Annotated in this window: 20 protein-coding genes and 1 riboswitch; of the genes, 12 read left to right on the top strand and 8 right to left on the bottom strand. The window is 33.7% G+C overall.

Features of this window, described 5'->3' with window-relative positions:
• Window positions 1-8: 8 nt before the first annotated feature.
• From HNP81_RS13405 to prpB, 5 genes are all read left to right on the top strand, one after another.
• Window positions 9-1,448, top strand: a complete 1,440-nt coding sequence (locus tag HNP81_RS13405; RefSeq protein ID WP_182502944.1) for a sensor histidine kinase — start codon at window positions 9-11, stop codon at window positions 1,446-1,448.
• 895 nt (window positions 1,449-2,343) lie between these two features.
• Window positions 2,344-3,324 carry a S8 family peptidase gene (locus tag HNP81_RS13400; RefSeq protein WP_246399348.1) on the top strand — a complete coding sequence of 327 codons (981 nt, stop codon included), beginning with the start codon at window positions 2,344-2,346 and terminating at the stop codon, window positions 3,322-3,324.
• Between the two features lie 161 nt (window positions 3,325-3,485).
• A riboswitch (cobalamin riboswitch) is annotated at window positions 3,486-3,683 on the top strand.
• Between the two features lie 412 nt (window positions 3,684-4,095).
• Window positions 4,096-5,226: a citrate synthase gene (gene mmgD, locus HNP81_RS13395; RefSeq protein WP_182502943.1), complete on the top strand. Its 1,131-nt coding sequence runs from the start codon at window positions 4,096-4,098 to the stop codon at window positions 5,224-5,226.
• Window positions 5,227-5,306: 80 nt separating this feature from the next.
• On the top strand, window positions 5,307-6,752 hold the full coding sequence (gene prpD / locus HNP81_RS13390) for a 2-methylcitrate dehydratase (RefSeq protein ID WP_182502942.1): 1,446 nt from the start codon (window positions 5,307-5,309) through the stop codon (window positions 6,750-6,752).
• A gap of 97 nt (window positions 6,753-6,849) precedes the next feature.
• Window positions 6,850-7,758, top strand: a complete 909-nt coding sequence (gene prpB, locus HNP81_RS13385) for a methylisocitrate lyase (protein ID WP_182502941.1) — start codon at window positions 6,850-6,852, stop codon at window positions 7,756-7,758.
• A 281-nt stretch (window positions 7,759-8,039) separates the two neighbouring features.
• Here the strand turns inward: prpB and HNP81_RS13380 are convergent, their stop codons facing one another.
• Complete coding sequence (locus HNP81_RS13380) at window positions 8,040-8,489, bottom strand: hypothetical protein (protein WP_182502940.1); 450 nt, start codon at window positions 8,487-8,489, stop codon at window positions 8,040-8,042.
• A gap of 494 nt (window positions 8,490-8,983) precedes the next feature.
• On the opposite strand from HNP81_RS13380, the gene HNP81_RS13375 reads away from it, so the two are divergent.
• Together HNP81_RS13375 and HNP81_RS24305 are read left to right on the top strand one after the other, a co-directional pair.
• On the top strand, window positions 8,984-10,423 hold the full coding sequence (locus tag HNP81_RS13375; RefSeq protein WP_051404864.1) for a DHA2 family efflux MFS transporter permease subunit: 1,440 nt from the start codon (window positions 8,984-8,986) through the stop codon (window positions 10,421-10,423).
• A 389-nt stretch (window positions 10,424-10,812) separates the two neighbouring features.
• Window positions 10,813-10,938 carry a hypothetical protein gene (locus tag HNP81_RS24305; protein ID WP_281384502.1) on the top strand — a complete coding sequence of 42 codons (126 nt, stop codon included), beginning with the start codon at window positions 10,813-10,815 and terminating at the stop codon, window positions 10,936-10,938.
• Window positions 10,939-11,124: 186 nt separating this feature from the next.
• Here the strand turns inward: HNP81_RS24305 and HNP81_RS24300 are convergent, their stop codons facing one another.
• Both HNP81_RS24300 and HNP81_RS13365 read right to left on the bottom strand, forming a co-directional pair.
• On the bottom strand, window positions 11,125-11,298 hold the full coding sequence (locus HNP81_RS24300) for an aspartyl-phosphate phosphatase Spo0E family protein (protein WP_084552244.1): 174 nt from the start codon (window positions 11,296-11,298) through the stop codon (window positions 11,125-11,127).
• A gap of 374 nt (window positions 11,299-11,672) precedes the next feature.
• Window positions 11,673-12,398 (bottom strand): sulfite exporter TauE/SafE family protein, encoded by a 726-nt coding sequence (locus tag HNP81_RS13365; protein WP_182502939.1) that lies wholly within the window; start codon window positions 12,396-12,398, stop codon window positions 11,673-11,675.
• Between the two features lie 93 nt (window positions 12,399-12,491).
• Between HNP81_RS13365 and HNP81_RS24295 the strand changes: the two genes are divergently transcribed.
• Window positions 12,492-12,620 (top strand): hypothetical protein, encoded by a 129-nt coding sequence (locus tag HNP81_RS24295; protein ID WP_281384501.1) that lies wholly within the window; start codon window positions 12,492-12,494, stop codon window positions 12,618-12,620.
• Between the two features lie 94 nt (window positions 12,621-12,714).
• Here HNP81_RS24295 and HNP81_RS24655 read toward each other — a convergent pair whose 3' ends face one another.
• Together HNP81_RS24655 and HNP81_RS13360 are read right to left on the bottom strand one after the other, a co-directional pair.
• Window positions 12,715-12,873, bottom strand: coding sequence for a hypothetical protein (locus tag HNP81_RS24655; protein WP_376766749.1), 159 nt, complete (start codon window positions 12,871-12,873; stop codon window positions 12,715-12,717).
• Window positions 12,874-12,896: 23 nt separating this feature from the next.
• Window positions 12,897-13,148 (bottom strand): hypothetical protein, encoded by a 252-nt coding sequence (locus HNP81_RS13360; RefSeq protein WP_182502938.1) that lies wholly within the window; start codon window positions 13,146-13,148, stop codon window positions 12,897-12,899.
• 424 nt (window positions 13,149-13,572) lie between these two features.
• Between HNP81_RS13360 and HNP81_RS24290 the strand changes: the two genes are divergently transcribed.
• Window positions 13,573-13,707: a hypothetical protein gene (locus HNP81_RS24290; protein ID WP_281384500.1), complete on the top strand. Its 135-nt coding sequence runs from the start codon at window positions 13,573-13,575 to the stop codon at window positions 13,705-13,707.
• Between the two features lie 151 nt (window positions 13,708-13,858).
• Here HNP81_RS24290 and HNP81_RS13355 read toward each other — a convergent pair whose 3' ends face one another.
• Window positions 13,859-14,134, bottom strand: a complete 276-nt coding sequence (locus tag HNP81_RS13355) for a hydrolase (protein WP_220478585.1) — start codon at window positions 14,132-14,134, stop codon at window positions 13,859-13,861.
• Between the two features lie 1,105 nt (window positions 14,135-15,239).
• On the opposite strand from HNP81_RS13355, the gene HNP81_RS13350 reads away from it, so the two are divergent.
• Both HNP81_RS13350 and HNP81_RS13345 read left to right on the top strand, forming a co-directional pair.
• Entirely contained in the window at window positions 15,240-15,974 is a 735-nt protein-coding gene (locus tag HNP81_RS13350; protein ID WP_028390817.1) for a type II toxin-antitoxin system SpoIISA family toxin, read from the top strand.
• Window positions 15,975-15,991: 17 nt separating this feature from the next.
• The gene (locus tag HNP81_RS13345) at window positions 15,992-16,171 is read left to right on the top strand and encodes a hypothetical protein (protein WP_028390818.1); all 180 of its coding nucleotides are present in this window, start codon (window positions 15,992-15,994) and stop codon (window positions 16,169-16,171) included.
• Window positions 16,172-16,571: 400 nt separating this feature from the next.
• Here the strand turns inward: HNP81_RS13345 and HNP81_RS13340 are convergent, their stop codons facing one another.
• Both HNP81_RS13340 and HNP81_RS13335 read right to left on the bottom strand, forming a co-directional pair.
• A complete protein-coding gene (locus tag HNP81_RS13340) occupies window positions 16,572-17,279 on the bottom strand; it encodes a DUF3298 and DUF4163 domain-containing protein (RefSeq protein WP_182502937.1) in 708 nt (235 codons plus the stop codon).
• Between the two features lie 98 nt (window positions 17,280-17,377).
• Complete coding sequence (locus tag HNP81_RS13335) at window positions 17,378-17,659, bottom strand: hypothetical protein (RefSeq protein WP_182502936.1); 282 nt, start codon at window positions 17,657-17,659, stop codon at window positions 17,378-17,380.
• A gap of 250 nt (window positions 17,660-17,909) precedes the next feature.
• Between HNP81_RS13335 and HNP81_RS13330 the strand changes: the two genes are divergently transcribed.
• Entirely contained in the window at window positions 17,910-18,755 is an 846-nt protein-coding gene (locus HNP81_RS13330) for an SDR family oxidoreductase (RefSeq protein ID WP_182502935.1), read from the top strand.
• Window positions 18,756-18,803: the final 48 nt, after the last annotated feature.

Here is an 18,803-nt window from a genome sequence, read left to right as displayed (position 1 = left end):
AGTTAGAAATGATCATATCGTTTTTGATTGTTATTATAGGTATAATCCCTATAGTTTTGGCGATTTCTGTATTAAAGATTTATAAAGGTTCGGAATTATCATATGCCTTGTTGTTTTATATGCTATCCATTAGTTTTTGGCAAATAGATATTGCGGTATTATATTTGAAAGGGGTCATATCTGAAGAACTTATTCTCTTACTATTTAAGTTTTTTAGAGCAGGTCCAACATTTATGATTCCTCTAGTGTTTTATTTATCTTATGTTACGGTAAAAAAACATTCGGCATATATTAAAGATAACCAATTTTATCGTCCTTTAGTATCAATTTTTAATCAAAAGGTATTGATTTTATTAGTAGTTTGGAGTACTTTTGTTTTTATTGTTAATTTAACAGATTATGGAATAGTCGGACTGAAAGAAGTACAGATAATAAATACCAACAATTCTTTTTATTTTCCAGAGTATGGACCGCTTCAATCTTTATATATGTTTCATACAGCAAGTTTTGTAATTTTTATTGTTTTTTCTTATTTTATTTCTAAATATATTCAAAATATCTATTTAAAAGGGTTTTTAGGGACTTTTTCTTTCTGCTCTTTTTTACTATTTCTTTCAGGTTTATTAAACTTTGTACCTGGGACAGGTGCATTGTATAGTAGCTTTGGCGTTATTATTTTTTCTGTCATCATAATCTTCTCTTTTGTAAAAATGAATACGAAGATGACAATCAGTTACAACCAATTATTGGAACGCCAAAAGAAATTGGATTATACTGGTAATTTGACTGCGAGCTTAGTTCATGAAGTGAAAAATTCATTACAAATTATTAAAGGATATTCAAAATTGATGAGTGAGTTGACACCATTACCAGAACAAGGTAAAAATATGAATGAAATGATTCAAATTGCTGCAGACCAGCTTAATGATTTAACACTAAATTACACGAAATATATAAAATATAAATCTATTGAATTTAAAATGTTTGATCTTAATGAAATAATAGATCAAGCAATTGGATTATCAAAAGAAGTCCTCAAAGAAAATTCTGTAGAAATTTCTTTTGAGAAAAAGTATAAAACTTTAAAAGCTTATGTAAATGATACTTATATAAAACAAGTGTTTGTGAATTTAATTAAAAATAGTTTGGAAGCTATACCACAGGATAGAAAAGTAAAAAAAATCGTTGTGACTACTCTTGTTGAGGGTGATAGAATCATTATCGATATTGTTGATACTGGAAAAGGTGTACCTTTAGAAAATTGGGAAGCCATTTTTGATCCCTTTATCTCTTTTAAAAAAGATGGATTAGGTCTAGGGTTACCTTTTATAAAGAAAATCATTTTTGAGCATCGTGGAGATATAAAAATAGTCGATAGCAGTCCTAATGGGACACATTTTCAAATAATATTACCTCAATATATATTCAGTGACTTTTATACTCACTGAGTTAATCGTATAAATTATAGGAAAGCACCTGAATGGGTGCTTTTTTATGTTCCGTAAAAGTATAACTTTATTTATTACAAGGGTAAACGACAGTATAAACTTATAGCTTAAGACAGAGTCTTCTTAGGTTTTGTGTTTGCGAAAAGGTCTAATTATCTTCTCTTTCGCAAGTAGAACAGATTTCCACACTCACCGCTATGCTAATTGCCATAACATATTGAGTTATATATACTCAACAAATTGAATAGTAAAGAGTAAAGGGGGATGATTACATTAACTAAGATTGTTTGGATAGTTATATCATGTTTTCTTTTATTTATTATCCTTGAAACAGGAATATCACTTTGGATAAACAATTGGACTTTTGAAATTCGATTTTCTAAATTAAAAAGATTTTCCATTAAAAAGATAATAAAGATTAGGCGGCGATCTAAAATGAAAGGGTGAATTGGTACTAGACGGGATTTAAGCTCCACTGGTACAGCGGTTCTAGTCCGGCTCCAGTTATAAACATGATGCATAAAGAATAATTAGTGGACCTTGTGATACGAGGGGGTCACTTCACAATAGGAGCTTTTAACAGCTCCTTATTTCTAGTTGGACGGGTTAGAGGGGTAATAACATAACCCATCTAAATGTAATTATTTCAATATGTCGGTATGTAGGAAAGCTGTAATTATAGTTTTATTAAATAGATAAAAGTAAGGTAGTTCCCTAGTAAACTATAAGTTCAAATGATACAAAGGTTTATAGCGAATGCTTATCCCCGTACATAGAATAAAGAAATGCTAATTTAGCTAACCTAAACGGGTTATAAGTGTGATACTCCACATCTGTCCTTAAAAAAGGAGTTGCTACTGCCCAATTAGGGTTAATTTGAAGGGAGAGGAACGTATTGCCTAATGTTCAACTAATACCGTTCCGTGTTGAAGGTGTTAAAGAAAACACTGTGGAAGTTCCACGAGGGATAAGAATGATTCGCGCGCGCTCAATTTGGAGGGAAGGTTATAAAGGAGAGAACATTGTAGTGGCTGTAATTGATACGGGATGCCAGCCAGATCACCCTGATTTAATTAATCAAATTATTGGAGGGTATAATTTCACAGATGATAATAATAGTAATCCTATTAATTTTGCTGATAATAACGGACATGGGACACATGTCTGCGGAATTATAGCAGCAGCAAAAAATGGTTTTGGAGTAGTTGGTGTAGCGCCTAAAGCTAAATTGTTAATACTTAAGGCTTTAAATGGATTAGGAGAAGGAACTACAGACAACATTTCATCAGCTATTGATTACGCTATCAATTGGACTGGCCCAAAAGGTGAAAAAGTACGGGTTATCTCTATGTCATTAGGGGGATCAAATGATGATCCATCCTTACATTCATCGATTAGAAACGCAGTTCAAGCAAATATAATGGTCGTGTGTGCTGCAGGAAATGATGGGGATGGAATTGCCGATACAATTGAGTACAGTTATCCAGCTGCTTATCCGGAAGTTGTAGCTGTAGGTTCGATTAACCAGCGCGGACGCATATCCAGATTTAGTAATTCTAATGGTGAAGTGGATTTAGTAGCCCCAGGGGAGCAAGTTGTATCAACCTTTCCTGGTAACCAATTTGCCGTATTATCTGGTACATCTATGGCCGCTCCACATGTGTCAGGGGCTGTTGCTCTATTAATAGACAAGTTTGAAACAATTCTTGGGCATAGATTAACAGAGTTAGAAGTATATAATGAACTCTTAAATCAGACAGTTCCACTAGGAAATCCAGAGACTCAAGAAGGACATGGAATGCTAAAACTAAATCACCGGAAGTTAGAAAAAATAAAAGAACTGTTAAAAGGGTTTAACTTACACATAGAAAATTAACATCATAATTAAATTATCTAAAGGAAAAAGTTTGCATATAAGGAGATACCCCTTGGTCAGAGCGTGTCTAGGAAAAGATTGTGATCAATTCACAACTTCTAATTGGGAAAATTAAAAAATAAAAAATTGCAATATTTTGAATATTTTGTTATATTTAAAATTGAATAAGCTAATTAATAGGTGTGAATAAAGAACTTTTTATATCTACTTAAAAGGGAAGTTGATTTGAGTCCCGCAACTACCGTCTTTTGTAATTGAGAGCGCACCGAAAAATGCCTCTGTTCTTGGACAATAAAAATGGGAAGATTCGAAAATCAATTATCATGAGCCGGTAGTCCTTCCTAATTAATAGAGCACTAATTCCCTGAAAGGCTAGGGATAGTCGTGGATGAGATAGCAATAAAATTTTTTAGTGAATGAACAACTTATTAGAAGTTGTTTTTTTGTGTTTAGTTCCTGTTCCAATCAATTATTAAGACTAAAAGCACCAATGAAAAATATAAATCGGTATTGTTTGTTGCTATTTAAGATAGTTCGCAAAAATTAAAAGGGGGCTATAGAGTACAGAAGGCTATTACAACAATTGCTTTAAGTCTGTAATATTAAACAATCTAGTTTGTAAGAGATCCAACACGACAAGATAGTCATACAAAATAAAATATGAAATAGAATTACAAAGAATAGACGATGAAGAGAAGAAGTTGCATTTGCATAATTTTGATAATACTTTCAAGAACTTGTATCAAGACTATTTGAATTGGAGGAGTAAAAATGACTAGACAAGTAAATTATTCCCCTGGACTGGATGGAGTTATTGCAGCTGAAACAAAACTGTCTTTCCTAGATACAATTCATAGTGAGATTGTCATACAAGGATATGATCTTATTAGGTTATCAGAAAATAACGATTATTTAGATATCGTATTTTTACTACTTCACGAAAGATTTCCATCATCAGAAGAAAAACGAATACAAGAACAAACTTTGAAGGATGAATATGATGTTCCCGAAGATATTCTGAAGATATTAAAACTATTACCAGAGAAAACACATCCAATGGATGGACTAAGAACGGGTATTTCTGCATTAGCCGGATATGATGCTCAAATTAATGATCGTTCATTAACAGTAAATAAGAAACGCGCCTACACTTTATTGGGGAAAGTACCTAATATCGTAGCAAATAGTTACAGAGTACTTAATAAACAAGATGTTGTACCTCCGAAAAAAGATTTATCATATAGTGCCAATTTCTATTACATGATTACCGGAAAAGTACCATCTGCAATTGAGGAAAAAATATTTGACCAATCTTTATTATTATATAGCGAACATGAGATGCCGAATTCTACTTTTACAGCTAGAGTTATCGCCTCGACACAATCTGATTTGTATGGTGCCTTAACAGGAGCTGTAGCTTCATTAAAAGGTAGTTTACATGGAGGAGCAAATGAAGCTGTTATGTACATGCTTTTAGAAGCTGGTTCAGTTGAAAAGTTTAAGCAGTTACTTAAACAGAAATTAGCAAGTAAAGAAAAGATCATGGGATTTGGTCATCGCGTTTATATGAAGAAGATGGATCCTAGAGCACTCATCATGAAAAAAGCATTAAAACAGCTTTGTGATTCTAAGGGTGACGACTTACTTTATAAAATGTGTGAAGCTGGTGAAGTTGTTATGGAGAGAGAAAAAGGGCTTTATCCAAATTTAGATTACTATGCAGCTCCTGTTTACTATATGCTAGGACTTCCAATTGAAATATATACACCGATTTTCTTTAGTGCTAGAACAGTAGGTTTATGTGCTCATGTGGTTGAACAACATGCAAACAATCGACTTTTCCGACCTCGTGTCAATTATATTGGCGAGCGTCATAACCCCAATGTTTTATCAAAACCGTAAGATATTAGCTCGCTGGATGGACGTTGTGAAAAACGTCCATCCAAATAATAAACGAATTATAATAGAAAGGGAATGAAAAAATGCTGAAAATAAACGGAATTGATCGAACGCAAACAGATGTGTTATTAGCAGACATTGCAGATTACGTATTAAACAAAGAGATTACTAGCACAGAGGCATATGAAACGGCTCGTTATGTTCTACTTGATACAATTGGCTGTGGTATTTTAGCACTTCGATATCCAGAATGCACGAAATTATTAGGACCAGTAGTTCCTGGTACAATTGTTCCAAATGGTACTCGTATTCCAGGTACTTCATATGTGCTAGACCCAGTTAAAGGTGCGTTTAATATTGGCTGCATGATTCGTTGGTTAGACTATAACGATACATGGTTAGCTGCAGAATGGGGACATCCATCTGATAACTTGGGAGGTATTTTAGCAATAACTGATTACTTAAGTCGTGTGAATATTGCTGAAGGAAGAGAAGCATTAACTGTGAAAGATGTTCTTGAAATGATGATTAAAGCACATGAGATTCAAGGAGTATTAGCATTAGAAAATAGTTTAAATCGGGTTGGACTAGACCACGTTTTATTTGTAAAAATAGCGACAACTGCGGTCGTTACAAAAGCACTAGGTGGAACTAGAGAAGAAATTATTGCTGCATTATCTAACGCATGGATTGATAATTCTAGCTTGCGTACATATCGTCACACTCCCAATACGGGATCACGAAAATCATGGGCAGCTGGTGATGCTACAAGTCGAGCTGTACACCTAGCTATGATGGCAGTTAAAGGAGAAATGGGGTATCCAACAGCTCTTTCTGCACCAGGCTGGGGCTTCCAAGATGTATTATTCAATAATCAAGAATTGAAACTTGCCCGTCCACTAGATTCATATGTAATGGAAAATGTGTTATTTAAAGTATCTTTCCCCGCTGAATTTCATGCGCAAACAGCTGCAGAATGTGCAGTAAAATTGCATGCTGAAGTAAAAAACCGCCTTGATGAAATAGATCAAGTAAAAATAACAACTCATGAATCAGCTATTCGAATAATTGATAAAAAAGGACCGTTGAACAATCCTGCTGATCGTGATCACTGTATTCAATATATTACGGCAATTGGGTTGATTTATGGTGACATTACAGCTGACCATTATGAAGATGAAGCCGCAGGTGATGTTAGAATTGATCAATTGCGAGATAAAATGGTGGTTTTAGAAAACAAACAATATACGGTCGATTATCTTGATCCGAACAAGCGCTCAATCGCGAATGCCATTCAAATAATTTATAAGGACGGATCAGTTTCAGATATTGTGGAATGTGAATATCCGCTTGGGCACCGTTTTCGAAGAGAAGAAGCGTTTCCGGATATTATCAAGAAATTTACAAGTAACATTAGTACGCACTATTCATCTAAGCAACAAAATCAAATCCAAAAGGCTTGCTTAGATCCCAAGATTTTAACAAACTTAAAAGTAAATGAATTTGTAGATTTATTTATCACGCATTAACGGGCAGTTTCAGTAGATCGGGAATAACAATAAGTGGGGAATGAAGAAAACCCCCACTTATTGATGTTTCACTTAATAATCTAAGGGGGAAAAGCAAATGTCTTGGATCGTAAATCAACCATCACCACAAGCGGATTTAGCAAATCGTTTTCGAAAATTAATAGCAGCACCAGAAATTTTACAAATTCCAGGTACTCATGATGCGATGGCGGGACTAGTAGCTAAAAAAACAGGTTTCAAAGCTCTTTATTTATCTGGGGCAGCATACACAGCAAGCCGTGGTTTACCTGATTTAGGCATTGTAACATCAGATGAAGTCGCAGAACGAGCAAGAGATATAGTTCGTGCTACTGATTTGCCAATACTTGTTGATATCGATACAGGTTTTGGTGGTGTACTGAATGTGGCACGTACTGTTAGAGAAATGCAAGAAGCAGGAGTAGCAGCTGTTCAAATAGAAGATCAAGATCTTCCAAAAAAATGTGGTCACCTAAATGGGAAGAAACTTGTAACGAAAGAAGAAATGGCGCAAAAAATTAAAGTGATTAAACAGGTTGCACCTACCATGTATATTGTTGCTCGTACTGATGCAAGGGCCGTAGAGGGAATAGAGTTAGCAATCGAAAGAGTAAATGCTTATATTGAAGCAGGGGCGGATGCTATATTTCCTGAAGCACTCCAATCTGAAGAGGAGTTTCGTCAGTTTTCTAAGCAAATTAATATTCCTTTACTGGCGAATATGACAGAGTTTGGTAAGACCCCTTATTATACAGCCGAAGAATTTCAGGAAATGGGTTATCAGTTGGTAATTTATCCTGTTACTTCACTTCGGGTTGCAGCCAAAGCATATGAGCGAGTATTTGAACAAATTAAGCAGGAAGGCACACAGAAAGGCGCTTTACAAAATATGCAAACTCGTAGCGAGTTATATGAAACGATTGCTTATCATGACTTTGAAGACCTAGATAAAGACATTTCCAAAACCGTCTTAACGAAAGAACAATAGGTCATGCCTTTAATCTGAAAAAATTGCAATTTAACAATCGACTAGATTTGACTGAAATGTATCAAGGGGAAGAAGAACCCCTCGCTGTTTGAAGCTTCACATTATCTTTTGTCTTTCTATCTAGTCTTTCACAGTTATGTCGTATATGTAACAATCGATTAGATTACATATAGTTGTAATTGATGAACGAATTATATAGCGGAACATGCTAATAGTTATTGTTGATATTTTTTATAAAATAGAAAACGGCAGCGATATGCTGCCGTTCTACTCTCTAATTATTATTTACTATCTTTTGCTTGTTTTGCCACTTTTTCATGTATTTCTAATTCAATTGCCTGCACATGATCATCTTCAAGTTTTTGCATAGGTTGCGGATGGAACCATTGTATTTCCCCTTCGTGTACAAATCCTTTATATTCCTCACCTTGCACTTGTAAAGTGAATTGCTGGCGTTCGTGGAGCCGGTCTTCGAATGCTTGTATTATTTCAAAGTCTTTAATTCCACTTGAAATGCCGTATTGACTCATTAATTCATATATCTTATTTTCAATAATTTCTAATTTCTCTTCACCAATCATTTGTTTTGGATGGGGATGAAGCCATTGAATATCGTCATTATGAAAATGACCTTTAAACTCATCTCCATGAATCTTAAAGGAGAATGCGTGACGCTGATGCACCCGATTCTCAAATACTGTTTCTACTTCAAAATCTTGAATTTCAGACATACTTAGCCTCCTTAGGAATGTTTCTAAATAAGTATGTTTCCTAGCTTATACTAAATATCCTAGTCTTGCAAGAAAAGGGAGCAAGTTTCCAAAAAAATAGAGTAATATTTCACTAATATGATAATCCTGTGATATTTGGTAATATGTTTTAATTAGGTGGGAGCACTGTGCTTGGTACGTAAGTATTTACATGATGAATACGATTTGTATTGTTTTGGAAATATATGTACTTTGATTGTTCGGTTAAAATTAGAATAAGTATAGCCATTCCATAAATTTTAAGAATAATATAATTTGTTATACAAACCTAACTTTATGAGACCTTAAAAACAAACGAAAAATGTCTAAGACCATAAAGATTTGAGAAACATTTAAATCGAATCAATAGATAAATAAAGTAAAATCGTGTACTCTGTAAAAGTATGTTTTGCAGCAATTATTATTAAACTTACTTACTAGCATAAGAAATTGATCAGGAATGAGGAATTGGAAGAATGGAAACACCAAATTATAAGCAGTCTACGATAGTAGCGCTTCTGCTTGCAGGAGCGTTTATTGCAATATTGAATCAAACACTGATGATTACAGCCATACCGCCGATTATGAAAGAAATGAATGTTACGGCGAATAGTGCGCAATGGTTAACGACTGTATTTATGTTAGTGAATGGGATTATGATCCCTATCAGTGCCTTTTTATTGGAGCGTTTTTCAACGAGGCAGCTCTTTATATCAGCGATGAGTATTTTCGCTTTCGGAACATTAGTTGCGGGTGTAGCGCCTAATTTTGAAATGCTGTTACTTGGAAGAGTGATTCAATCAAGTGGAGCCGGTATTATGCTTCCGCTTATGCAAACGGTATTTTTAATGATTTTTCCAGTTAATAAGCGAGGAGCGGCGATGGGATTAGTAGGACTTGTTATGTCGTTTGCTCCAGCGATTGGTCCAGCTTTGTCTGGATGGGTGACCTCACATTATTCTTGGAGGCTATTGTTTTTCATTATTCTACCAATTGCCCTAATAGATATAGTAGTTGCCTTTTTTGCAATGAAAAATGTGACAGAGGTAACTAAACCGAAAGTGGATGTCCTGTCGATTATTTTTTCTTCTTTCGGATTCGGCGGATTGCTTTATGGATTTACATGTGCAGGAAATAATGGTTGGCTAGCTACCAGTACGCTCGTCTCACTCGGGTTAGGAGCGCTTACGCTTATACTGTTTATAACAAGGCAATTGCGATTGGAACATCCAATGCTTGAGTTCCGTGTATTTAAGAATTCTGTTTTTCCATTAACTGTGCTCATTGGGATGATTACCTTTATGGGGTTAATTGGATCTGAGACAATCATCCCACTATTTATGCAAAATATGAGAGATTTTACAGCATTTGAAGCTGGACTTGCACTTTTACCTGGGGCGCTAATCACCGGTTTGATGTCCCCGATTACAGGTAGAATCTTTGATAAAATCGGTGCAAAATGGCTTGCACTTACGGGATTAACGATTATTACTGCATCTTCGTTTGCCTTATCGAATTTAAGTCCCTCTACTTCTTTTACGTACATTACGGTTATGTACGGGATTCGAATGTTTGGTTTATCAATGGTCATGATGCCCGTAGCAACGGCAGGTTTAAACCGGTTGCCAAAACGATTAATTGCTCACGGTGCGGCCATGGACAATACAATGAAGATGATTGCAGCGTCGGTCGGTACTGCTATTCTTGTTACTATAATGACTACGACAGCAGAAAAAGCTCAACAACGTCCGGAAATCTCCAATCCAGATATGTATGGGGCCAATATAGCTTTTATCGTCATCTCGATTCTCTCGTTTATAGGAGTTATAATTTCTTTTTTTATCAAAAAAAAGCAATCACAGGAAGTTAGAGGAAAGGAAGGTCAAGCAAAGAGTGGAAGTGTAAATGTGCAGTAATAACAAATGTGCTTGCTTCAATAAACAGAAGATGAAAAGTACTACTTTATTCGACCTTTAAAGATGGGCGAGTATGTAGGAACAGAAATGAGAAGAAAGGACGAAACCTTATGTATCAAAGGTTTTGTCCTTTTGCTTATTGTTTAAATCTGCCCCATTTGGATTCTTATTGACTAAATTCGTCAACAGATTCTCAACAAATTATGATTATTTAAATTTGAATAGTTCACATAAACTTTCGGCTGCTTGTTGGTAAAAGTATTTCTACTACTTTTTCGTCATCCACTTCAGTGTTAGTTACTCGTAACTTTAGGTTTCATTGCAGAAGCAATTGGTTTTCTTTTATTAATTTCCATGCATGCAGCAATTTGATGAAGGGAGCGATCGATTTGGAAATCAAAGATAGCACCCTTTATGAAGGTGGCGGGGTTTTCCTAAACAGACGGCTCGAATTCTCTGGGTATATTGAAAATGTTTCACTAGCAAAAAAGCAGTATTATATTCGGTTTACATAGAATCCGATTGATGAATTCAGTGAAAAGAAGTGGGTTGATTTCAACCGCGTTGATCTCTATGAATTACCACTTGAAGAAGAAGATTTATTTTTCATGATGGATTTCCCTTTAGATATAAAGGAAAGGCGGTTGTTTGATGAGTTGCAGGAAAGATTACCATAAGAATTGCCCTTTTGAAAAGTAATGCTAATAAGTTGATTTAACCATACGTTGATACTGATAAATCATCTTGTCTAGTTCTTGACTATATTTAATAGTTTCGGGACTAGAGATTCCATTTTCCATACCAGATTTTATCATTTGATTTTTTAATATATTAATATTTTTGTATAATACTGTGCGTTTTAAGTGTTTTAACATAATAGATTTTCTCCTAAAAATTAAGTATTCTTGAAAATTATGCAATAAATTGAAGTGGATTGGAATGCGTTAGACCTCTATTTTACGAAAAATTAATAATTTATTTACACTAATTTTACAATTTCAATAGTTAACATAAGACACAACTCAGGAGAGTGGATTTCATTGGTAAACAAATATATTAAACGATGAAGAGAGAATGATTTTACTTATGCTAATTGACAGTGTCATAGAAGTTTGGGTATTCATACTGTAATTTACAATCCGAATAAGCTTTGATTTAAGTAAACAGAAAAAGACCTTCTATATGAAGGTCTTAAATCATAGAGCAAATGAGATATAATACTGATTTAGGACTCCTTTATCCAGTTAAGTCAACGGGATAAGATACTATCTATTAATAAGAAAATCCCAGTACACCCTAAAAGGATATATGTAAAGATCCCAAATATTTTTTGATTAAGATGTTTAAATAGAACTTGTCCTATTATTAATCCGATAAATACAGCAGGAATGGCATACAAACTTGAACGCCAAATACTCATATCTGTTCCAGTTAAAAAAATCTGAGAAACAAGACTAATGAAATATATAAATAAATAAAATGCTAATGTTGTGGCTCTTGTTTTTTCTTTTACAGTATTTGTTCCAGCAAAATATATTAATAATGGTGGCCCAGGCATACCGATACTTATTGTTAAAAGACCAGATATACCACCTATAAAATAATCTCTCGTTGTAGTTGATTTAAATCTAATATTGAAAAATAGCATTAAAGTTAATATTAATAAAATGATACTTATGATAATTTTAAAAGTACTAATATCAATAGATAAATAAACTAACCCACCAAATGGAAGACCAATAATGCTTCCTAAAACTAATTTTTTTAATAAATGTATATCAATATCCTTTTTGAGTTTCATTATTAAAGCACCAGAGATAATTAATGAAAGGATAATATTTATTTGGATGGCTTCTTGAGGTTTAAATAGCATTAATAAGAAAGGTGTGGCAATAATCGAAAATCCAAAACCTGTACTTGTTTGTAAAATGGATGCCACGAATATTATACAAATATATACAAAGAAATCCTCCAAAGCTATACCTCCTATTAATAATATGACCATATATTAGGTTTTATTAGACTTTATCAAAAAAACAAAGGTAAATACAGATGGAAGGTGAGAGTGGTGCATTGGGAATGTATGTATTATGACACTGGATTTCTCCTTGTATCAGTAGACGGAGATGTTGCATGTGCTGGTTGTGGTGCTGAAAGGGAGACTGCCAAAATTCTTGATGAAGATGAAGAAGAATAGTTCCTAGTCCGAATATACGGTTGACACATACTGTGCAGTAAATAGTTCTGATAATAATTGATTTAAAAGAGAAAGAACTTGCAGCAGTTCTCTCTCATTCTACAACTTTAAATGAAGAACCAAGTTTGCCAATAGTAGTCCGATATTCACCTGGAGAAAGCTTATACTTTAGGTCATTTACCTTAAGATCTAGAGATGACAGTTTATTCGGAGGTAGAATAAGACCTTCCTCTGTGAAGGATTCTGCTTTCATGGGCACTTTACGCCATGTACCTTCTATTTTTTTTCAAGAAAAAAGTGAACACCCGTCATTTGTTCTTCATTATTGTCATTTTGAATTTCAAGTGTAATCGTCTTAACGGAAGTTAGATATTCCTCTTTTTCAGTTTTGATTGTTATACCATTTTCCGAGTTGGGACGGTTTTGAGCAGGGGATTCTTCTAGATTTGAGTCATTTGTTTGGCAACCAGTAAAAATAATAAGTAAGGATATAAAACAAAAAGCAACGAAGGAATATTTTTTGATCACTAAAACACCTCCTGTTTTTAGAATAACAATAAATGGAAGTGGAAAGGTGGAAAAATAATGAACAGTCCGATAAATACAAGACGGTCATATTAAACCTATTAAGAATGAATATTTCTCAGAATTATTATTTTTTTTAAGAATGAATATTTCTCTTATAAAGGCTCCAACAATTATAGAAAGATTTATAACTACTATTAAATTTATTAGTCTAACAAATACTAAAGGAGAAATAACTATCTGAATGCCAGAGGTAACAATTATTATTCCGAAAAGTAAAGAAATAGCTATTAAATACTTCAAGTAACTTTTTTCATATCATACACTCCTATTCAAGATACAATTACCAATATTATCTAAGCTGATATTAACATAAAACATTTAATTTTGCTGAACAGTTCGAATAAACAGAGAAGGAGTGAAGAAAATGGCTCAACATATTGAGTGCCGATATTGCGATATGGGTTTTCCTACTAAATATGACGGAAACACAATTTGTGGAGGATGTGGCGCTGAGTGTGGAGCAGCAAAGATTTTAGTTGAATCTGATGATGAAGATTAATGTTGTAGTTCGACTAGACAGTAGACACAAATTGTGACACCTTAAATTAAGGAAATGGAAAAATTAAAAATAACGAGACTAAATTGATATTCGGTCTCGTTGATAAAGTGATAATTAATTATTTATGTCAGCTAATATTTGTAATTTCATATCAGTCTGCTTCGATACGAATGGCTTGTATTTGTTGGCAATCTACAATAAGAGTTGATCCTGGTTCTGTTGTAGGATCCGTAAAGAAAGCACAACAATCTTTCTGATTTAAGGTAATAAATACTACGTCTTCTAACATTTGACCACCTGATAAGAATACGTCTACTTCTGTCTGTGTTTGTAACTTTCTTAATTGATCACAAATGCATCCATTACATTTATTTTCATGATCTTTTTTGTGACATTCATTACAATGTTTTTGACTTTTATTTGTCATATGTCCCATATAGCGAATCTCTTTAGCCATAAAACTTTCCCCCTTTCGCTTTTTTATATGAAATAGCAATAATATATTATGAGTTTTGAGAAAAAAAGATTGGACAAACCCTATTTTTATGACACATTTTCTACCATTGGATAAAAAGGACCTTAAAAACAGTAATGCGCAGTTCGAATAAACAGGGAATGGGGGAATTAATTCGAAATAGAAGTGGGTAAAGAAGCTGAAGAATTCTGTCTAGCTACTAAAAATGGATGGGCTAAATTAGCTGGGCATTCAATCAATGTAGGTCAGTACCTTTAAAAAATATTTTTAGAGTATCTGAAATAAATTCTGGTGCCAAAATTTTAGATGTACCAGTTCCAAAAGCAGTTGAATCAAATGAAGATACAACTACATTTATTGAAATTATAGTCGGGGCGTAGCTAGTTTCATTAATTAATAGTGTAACTGAAAAAGAACCTGGTCTGCCCGATAGAACAATTGAGCAAACCGGCATATGAGAAGTGTGGCGAAAAACCACTCCTGAAAAAAGTTGATGTAGCACAGTACCACTCGGGTAAATTAGATTTGCACATTGTGAAAGAAAAAGTCATTAACAGAGCAAGGCTCACTGGTGGATTTCCATATATGACTAACACCTTGCCCTATAACTAATATATTGTTCTTGAATATTTTCTGTTACACCTATAATAAGGGGGGATTTTAATGAGTTAGGTAAAAGTTTGGTATTTGACTGAAAATGAACGTCTTGCTTATATTGAAAAAATGCGATTAGACCTTAAATGGGGTTTCCATCCTTTAAGTATGAATAAAGTAGTCTAAAGATATCCGAACTATTTAAGGATGTCCCAAAAGGGTTTAACTACATTCTCTATACACAGTTCATAGTGATTACTTACGCTTGATTAATACTGTGATGCGAGGTTGATTCTTATTGTTGGGGATATCCTTTTTGTTTAAATTATTGCTGATTTTTCATAGAATGTATCACAATAATGTTGGCTTTTCTTTTATCAATTTGAACTTGTGAGTAAAGCTGTCTTTCCCTTTGCATATAAATTCCTTATGATAAGTATAAGGGGAGTAAAGGGGGATTTTGATGTTATTGTTTTTCAAAATTTTTGTATGGTCGATATTTGCCGCTTTGGTCGGCTATGTCATTTTATCTTGGAAATATCAGGAGCAAATTAGGTATAAAATAGAAGTAATCAGGAAAACATGGTATCTTTTATTCGTTTTAGGTGCGATCATTTATTGGAGTATGTATCCTAAAAGTATTTTTGTTAATTGGAATTATTATTTAATTATTGCCCTCGTATTTGTATTGATTGATATGTTTGTGTTCCTTAGTATGTACTTTACAAAAATCGGTGATCACGAATTATCTTTTGCATCAAAGGCTGTCGCTGAGAGTGATCAAATAATTACGGATAATCGGGAGAAATTAAAGAATATGTTTCAACTTTTAAAGAAAGAGGGGATACCAGAATATTATCAAACTAATTCGGAATATTTAGCATATTTAGGAATCCTTCTTCAAGCTTATGTTGAGAAAGACGGAATGAATGTCCAGATCCTCCCTTTTAGAACAGAAGAGGAGAAGCAATTGGCGTTAAATGGATATCCTCACTTGAATGAAAGCGCCATCCGTGCTACATTGGAAAGAGAAGATACGTACTATAATGACAATGAAAAGATGGCACTTCATCCTGTAAGTCTATTAACAGATCCTTTTATTATAAAAATAAAATCTCGAAATTTTGTATCAGAAGTGGATTGTTTACTGATTGCTTTATTGATTATGATGTTCGATATGGTCATAAAACAAAGGTAAAAGGCGGTGAAGGATCAATGAGTATTTATAGCAAAGCCAATAAAAATGACATCGTTGTTGTAAGAAAGCCAAAGGTGAAAATTCCAGATGTAAGTTTAAGCCCACATACAAAAAAGGTTATGGAACAAAATGAACGCATTATGCTGAATTATAAGGCTAAAGCACCTAGATTAAAACGATTACGAGAAATATGGTAAGTGAATAGAGGATGTCCCTAAAGAAGTGTCAAGATCCCACTCTTATTACATGCAGTGAAAGTACCATCAAAAACTGTGTAATGAGTACATGGTCAGACTCTTATGGGATATCCTTATTTTTTCATCGTTTTTATCTTTTTACATATACTAAAAAAAACATGTATGGCGGAGTGAGAACTAATAAAATGAATAAAAAACCCGAGAGAGTAAACATCCCTGCACCTACAACATCTCCATCGGATAGAAAAATTCATCAGCAAAATGAATCTGTAAGAAAAATTCTAAGAAGATTAAAAGAAAAGCGCTGGATTTTTGGAAAATGAATCTTTTGTAACAATATTCCCAGTTGTACCATCAGTGGGGATGAAAAAAACCACTGATGGGAGATGGGAATTTCGCATCAATGATAAATAGTACTAGGAATGATAATCACTGGTTGTCCAGAAGAATAAGGTGCTATTTCATACGATTGAAATAGCAGTGCGATTCCATCATCTACAAAATAAAATGCGTGATCTTTGGTCACTTTTAAGGCATTTAATGTCTCACTGTCGGTAAAAAATACATCAGGATGCTTTTTGATATATTCTTTGACGTAATTTGAAATCTTCGCATAACTATTATCTTTTATAATAATGTCATCAAGTTTATATTGTTTTCCATTTTCTGTATTGAAATTATAAGCCGTGACTATTGTATTACCATGGGCTCCACCGGAAAATTGATAATCATACATCAATATGCTGATTTTGTGATCTTTATTAAACAAAACTTTATAACTCGAATTATACTCATATTGACACGCAGAGGGAGCTTCTTTGCAAAGGGGCTCGCCTTGGATTTTTTCCATGGACTTTTTTAATTTCTGAAAGTTATAATAAGAATTCTGAATATGTTTATTGAAAATAGCATTGATTTTGTTTTGTGCTGTTTTATTATTTAACTTTGATAACTGGGGGAAAGTTAAAAAATCCAAATCTTTATATTTGTATGTTATCACTTTAACTGGAGCATCGGCATAGGTTTTTACTGTAGATAATGTGAAGAAATTCATTAGGAAAAAGATAGTCATCAACAATAAAGCTCTCATTACAAATGTTTTTCTCATAGAATGCCTCCAATAATTTGATCTATACTATTTTGATTAGTATTTATTACTTGGATGTTCTTTATCCTATGAGAAAAAAGATAAACAAAAAAATGAGTTTATTTTTGATCAATAAAAAACTCACCATTAAATAAATTATATGATTCATCTTCAAATGGTTCATCATTTAAAATCGGTTCCGCATCGTTTCCTTTTCTTCGGCGATTCAGATTTGTGAATTCAGCTTCAAGAAAATCTGCTTGTTGGTGTGAAAGTTTAATGGTAACTTCATTATTGTTTTCATCTGCAGCTTTAAAAAGAACGTAACTATCGACTGAATCACGTAAAGTCACGTTGCTTAAAGTTATGTTCATATTAGTAAGTTCGTATCTGGCTTTCATAATAAAAAGAATCCTCCGATTGCACTTTAATAGTAGATGTCAATTATAGTTTACTTTATCATAGGTAAAGTGAAACATCCATCAGCGGTTTTTTCTTCCTGTTCAACAGGGATACATAAAATGGTTCCCTAGTGAAATAAGTTGAAGGAATGGAAAAAGTACTGTTATTAATGTGGTAATTATACATAGATGTAAAGCTTTGATATTAGTAATACGGACTAAATCGGTACATTCGAAAGGGTGCGAGTCTATGGGAAAGAAAATTGCAATTGTAACGGGTTCAGCAAGTGGGTTTGGATTATTAACTTCATTGGAGCTTGCCAAGCAAGGATTTCAAGTAATGGCTACGATGAGAAATAAGGGTAAAAAGACGGAATTAATAGAGAGAGCAGAGATGGCAGGAATCGCTGATCGGATAGAAATCTATGAACTGGATGTTACGTCTGAAGACTCTATACAGCGATTCAAAATCAATATTGAAATGCATGGGAGAGTAGATGTATTAGTGAATAATGCTGGATATGCCGGTGCCGGATTTGTAGAAGACATTCCAATTGATGAATATAGACAACAGTTTGAAACAAATGTTTTGGGCGTAATTGCTATAACTCAAACGGTACTTCCTTATATGAGAGAACAAGAGAACGGTAAAATTATAATAATTAGTAGCATAAGTGGTAAAATGGGTTTCCCAGGACTATCTCCCTATGTATCTTCGAAGTTCGCAATTGAAGGCTTTAGTGAATGCCTTCGTCTTGAGTTAAAACCTTTTGGAATAGATGTTTCCCTCATTGAACCAGGATCATATAAAACCAATATTTGGACTAACGGAAAACATATAACAGAAAAATCTTTACATAAAAATTCCCCATATCATGAATATCTCGTAAAAATGGAAAACTATCTAAAGCAAAATGAAACCTCGTATGGAGATCCAAAGGATGTTGCAAAAAAGGTTGCTAAGCTAGCGATAAGCAAAGAAATGAAGCTCCGTACTAAGATTGGCCGAGGCGTTAAAATAGGAATATTACTAAAGAGCATACTTCCATGGAAGGTTTGGGAGAGAATGGTTTTAACGCGATTGGATAAGAATTAACAGAGTTTTTATACATGAAGGGGGCAAGTAAGACCCCCACCTCTCAAG

Source organism: Peribacillus huizhouensis (assembly GCF_014138605.1).
GTDB lineage: Bacteria > Bacillota > Bacilli > Bacillales > DSM-1321 > Peribacillus > Peribacillus huizhouensis.
Note: the sequence above shows the minus strand (reverse complement) of the source record. Positions and strands in the feature narration are given on the sequence as shown.